Here is a 4,448-nt window from a genome sequence, read left to right as displayed (position 1 = left end):
AGCACAGCCGCATGCCCGCCCCGCGCCGCAGCGCCGCCGTGCGCGAGGCGAAGACGGCGCACGAGGAGGAGGAGGAAGGGGAGGATTGAGTGGGGTATGAGGTAGGGTGCGGGGCTTGCCCCCGCCCGCCGTTTGCGCCGTATCAACGATACCGTTCAGCGGTGGGCGGGGGCAAGCCCCGCACCCTACTACGCCCGACAGATTATAAAACAAACTATACTATGCAAATCAAGCCCCTTTTCACCTTCCTCACCAGCCTTACCCAGCACAACGACCGCGCCTGGTTTCAGGAGCGCAAGCCCACCTACGACCAGCTGCGCAAGCAATTTGAGGAAGACGCCGAATTCTGGTACCAGGAGCTGCAGAAGCTCGACCCCGCCATCGCCGGGCCGCTGGGCCGCAAAAGCATCTTCCGCATCTACCGCGACGTGCGCTTCAGCAACAACAAGGACCCGTACAAGCTGCATTTTTCGGCCTATTTCACCGCCAGCGGCAAGGACATTGAAACGCCCGGCTACTACGTGCAGGTGGGTCCCAACGGCAACACCCTCATCGGCGGCGGCTGGTACATGCCCGATAAAAACCAGCTGGCCGCCATCCGGCAGGAAATCGACTACAACGCCGCCGAGCTGAAGGCTATTCTGGCTGCGCCCGATTTCCGGCGCTACTTCGGCACCATGGGCGGCGACAAGCTCAAGAAGTCGCCGGCCGCCTACGACGTATCGCACCCCGAAATTGAGCTGCTCAAGCACAAAAGCTTCGTGGCCAGCCACACCATGAGCGACGCCGAGGTGCTAAGCCACGCCGATTTCCGGGTCTACGTGCCGCAGGTGTTTGCCGCGATGGTGCCGTTCTGCCAGTTCCTGCGCAGTGCGGTAGAAGTGTAGCGTGGACTTTTAGTCCGCGAGTATGCAGAGCTGTCTGCTGGCTTCGCGGACTAAAAGTCCGCGCTACACTTCTACCACTTCACCACTTCCTCTTCGTGGCCGGCGCGGAACAGTGCACTCTGCTTCTTACCGTTGGCTTCTACGTTCACGATGTTCATCTCATCGGCGAAAGCCTCAACCAGCACGGCCTGGCGCAGCTTGATACCCGCCACCGGGCCCGGCAGCGGCACTTTGCAATAGAACCAGTAGCCGTCGTTTTCGGCCTGCATGCCCAGCATCTGCAGGGGCAGCCGCGCCCCGGTCAGCGTGCTGATTTGCAGCGTGCGCTGGAAGTAGGAATCGGCCAGCACCAGCGGGCGCGGGCCAGGCTCGGTCAGGCTCACGGTTTTGGGCTGGCCCTGCGAGATGGCCTTCTCGAAGTCATCAGTAAATACTTTCACCGACAACTCCAGCTGCTTTTTGGTGGCGTTGTAGCGCAGCTCTGTGAGGGTGGAGTGGTAGGCGTGGCGCGCCGGCCGCGCCCCGGCCAGCGGAAACAGCAGCAGCGCAGCGACGAAAGTGGCGAGAAGGCGCATGTTGGGGGAATAGAAGGAATAGAGAATAGCAACCGGGTTTCTCATGGCACCAACTATAGTGCCTAAATGAGGTAGAGACGCAAATATGCGTCTCTACTCCGTGCAGTGCCTGCTCAAGCAAGCTGCTAGAAGAACTTTAGTATCTGCTTGATGACGATGACGTAGGCCATCAGCGCCAGAATGAGCACCGTGCCCACGCGCTGCGCGCCTTCGAGGAAGGCATCGGAGGGCTTGCGGCGCAGAATCATCTCGTAGAGCAGGAACACTACGTGGCCGCCGTCGAGGGCCGGCACGGGCAGTAGGTTCATAAAGGCGAGCACCATGCTCAGGATGCCGGCCAGGCCCCAGAAGTGCTGCCAGTCCCATACGCCGCCAAACTGCTGCGCAATCTCGACCGGGCCGCCCAGGTTTTTGGCCGAGGCCTGGCCGGTGAAGATTTTGCCGAAGGCCCGGGCCTGCACCCACACAATGGAAAACGCCTTTTTGGCGCCGCGCGGCAGGGCTTCGGCCAGCGAATACTGGCGCGTGCCAATGGCCAGCGTCGACTTGCGCTCGAAGCCGATGTGGCCGTCGCCATCCACCGGAATGCTGAGCGTGAGGGGCTGGGCCGCGCCGGTGCGCTGCACCGTAACGGGAATGGTTTTGCCCTTATTGGCCAGCAGCGCGGCTTGCAGCTCGTCGAAGAACTGCACGGGGCGGCCCGCCACGGTGGTGATGGCGTCGCCGGCCAGCAGGCCCGCTTTCGAGGCGTTGCCGCCGGGCGTCACGCGGTCTACGGCGAAGGTTTCGCGGGGGCGCAGCAGCACGCTGTCTTCGGTTTGGGTGCCCGACAGGTCGAGGAAGTTGGCGGGCATCTTCACGTCGGCAAGCTGGTTGCCGCGCTCTACCGTGAAGTAGGTATTGTCGCCGAGCAGCACCTCGGGCTGGTAAATCTCATCGAAATCCTTGAAGGGCCGGCCATTGATTTTTACGATTTTATCGCCGGTCTGGAACCCTACCTTGCGGGCCAGACCGTTGGGCAGTACGCCGTATTTCACCGACGAGGCCGGCAGGTACGTTTCGCCATAGTAGGCCGTCATGGCCGCGAAAATGGCAATGCCCAAAATTACGTTCATGATGATGCCACCGAGCATTACCAGTAGGCGCTGCCAGGCGGGCTTGCCGCGGAATTCGTCGGGCGCGGGCTCGCCGGCCAGGGCCGAGGCGTCCTGCGTTTCGTCAATCATGCCGTGAATCTGCACGTAGCCGCCCAGCGGGAACCAGCCGATGCCATACTCCGTCTCGCCAATCTTCTTCTTGACCAGCGCGAAGTTGGCCACGTTGGGCATCGGAAACAGAAAGTCGAAGAAGATGTAGAACTTATCGACCCGAATTTTAAAGAGCTTCGCGAAGGCAAAATGGCCGAATTCGTGCAAGCCAACAAGGATGGAAAGCGCCAGCACAAGCTGGCCAATCATGGTGAGGATAGCCAAGGGGGAACGAGGGAAGTGTTGTGTTAAAAGAACGTCATGCTGAGTGCAGCGGAGCGGAGCCGAAGCATCTCTACCGCTGAACTAATCAATGCTGACTGCAACGAAGCGGTAGAGATGCTTCGGCTGCGCTCAGCATGACACTCGTCAGCAGCACACGACAAAAATTGTCAGACCAGGGTTTCCGCCAGCCGCCGAGTTTCGGCGTCGGTGGCGACTAGGTCGTCCAGTATCGGTTCGGAAAGGTACGACACCCGCGCCAGGCACTCCGCCACCAGGTCCGACATCTGCCGGAAGCCCACTTGCTCGCGCAGGAAGGCGGCCACGGCCACTTCATTGGCGGCATTGAGCACGCAGGGTGCGTTGCCGCCGCGCCGCATGGCCCCGAAAGCCAGCTCCAGGTTGGGGAAGGCCACGCGGTCGGGCGCTTCGAAGGTGAGGGTGGGGTAGTCGAGTAAGGAGAAGCGCGGGAAAGTGTTGGCCAGCCGCTGCGGGTAGCCCAGCGCGTACTGAATGGGCAGCTTCATGTCGGGCAGGCCCAACTGGGCCTTCAGCGAGCCGTCTTCGAACTGCACCAGCGAGTGCACAATGCTTTGCGGGTGCACCACCACGTCAATCTGCTCGTCGCGCAGGCCGAACAGCCATTTGGCCTCAATCACCTCCAGGCCCTTGTTCATGAGCGAGGCCGAGTCGATGGTAATTTTGGCGCCCATGTCCCAGTTGGGATGTTTCAGGGCTTGGGCTTTGGTTACGGCCTCCATCTCGCGGGCCGAGCGGCCGCGGAAGGGGCCACCCGAAGCCGTAAGGATGATTTTCTCAATCGGATTCTGCTCTTCGCCCACCAAGCACTGGAAAATGGCCGAGTGCTCGGAATCGACGGGCAGCAGGCGCACGTTGTGCTTGGCAATCAGGCCGGTGATGAGCTCGCCGGCTACCACCAGCGTTTCCTTGTTGGCCAGGGCAATATCCTTGCCGGCCCGGATGGCGGCCACCGTGGGCAGCAGCCCGGCGTAGCCCACCAGGGCCGTCAACACAATGTCGATTTCGGGGCGCGTGACGACTTCGGCCAAGGCGGCGGGGCCGGCCAGTATCTCGGTTTCGGGCTGGTCGGCCAGGGCGGCTTGCAAGTTGTGGTACAGGCTTTCGTCGCCGATGACCACGGCGGCAGGCCGGAACTCGCGGGCCTGCTGGGCCAGTAGCTCCCACTGCCGCTGGGCGCTCAGCACCGCCACCCGGAAGCGGCCGGGCTGCTGCCGCACCACATCCAGCGTTTGGGTGCCAATGGAGCCGGTGGCGCCGAGCAGGGCCAGGGTTTTCACCTTTTTATTTTCAAGCATAGGAATGCAAACACGGAAACGGCGCAAAAGTACGCCGGCCGGGTGCTCAGCCGCCTATACCCGTTTCAGGGTGGCGGCCACAAACTGGTCGACCACGGCTGCGATGGCCTTTACCTCGGCCGCCACGCCCTCGGTGAGGGCGGGCGGGTTGCTGGCCGTGGCCGTGCGCTCGGCCAGCTC

Annotated in this window: 4 protein-coding genes; 1 reads left to right on the top strand and 3 read right to left on the bottom strand. The window is 62.2% G+C overall.

Annotation, left to right across the window (positions count from 1 at the left end; genetic code table 11):
• Window positions 1-221: 221 nt before the first annotated feature.
• Window positions 222-887 (top strand): DUF2461 domain-containing protein, encoded by a 666-nt coding sequence (locus ACYVDE_RS15410; RefSeq protein ID WP_460502426.1) that lies wholly within the window; start codon window positions 222-224, stop codon window positions 885-887.
• Window positions 888-958: 71 nt separating this feature from the next.
• Here the strand turns inward: ACYVDE_RS15410 and ACYVDE_RS15405 are convergent, their stop codons facing one another.
• From ACYVDE_RS15405 to ACYVDE_RS15395, 3 genes are all read right to left on the bottom strand, one after another.
• Window positions 959-1,462 carry a DUF6702 family protein gene (locus ACYVDE_RS15405; RefSeq protein ID WP_460502425.1) on the bottom strand — a complete coding sequence of 168 codons (504 nt, stop codon included), beginning with the start codon at window positions 1,460-1,462 and terminating at the stop codon, window positions 959-961.
• Window positions 1,463-1,587: 125 nt separating this feature from the next.
• Window positions 1,588-2,934, bottom strand: coding sequence for a M50 family metallopeptidase (gene rseP, locus ACYVDE_RS15400; protein WP_460502424.1), 1,347 nt, complete (start codon window positions 2,932-2,934; stop codon window positions 1,588-1,590).
• A gap of 167 nt (window positions 2,935-3,101) precedes the next feature.
• The gene (locus tag ACYVDE_RS15395) at window positions 3,102-4,268 is read right to left on the bottom strand and encodes a 1-deoxy-D-xylulose-5-phosphate reductoisomerase (protein WP_460502423.1); all 1,167 of its coding nucleotides are present in this window, start codon (window positions 4,266-4,268) and stop codon (window positions 3,102-3,104) included.
• Window positions 4,269-4,448 lie beyond the last annotated feature (180 nt).

The organism is Hymenobacter agri (assembly GCF_054778495.1).
Note: the sequence above shows the minus strand (reverse complement) of the source record. Positions and strands in the feature narration are given on the sequence as shown.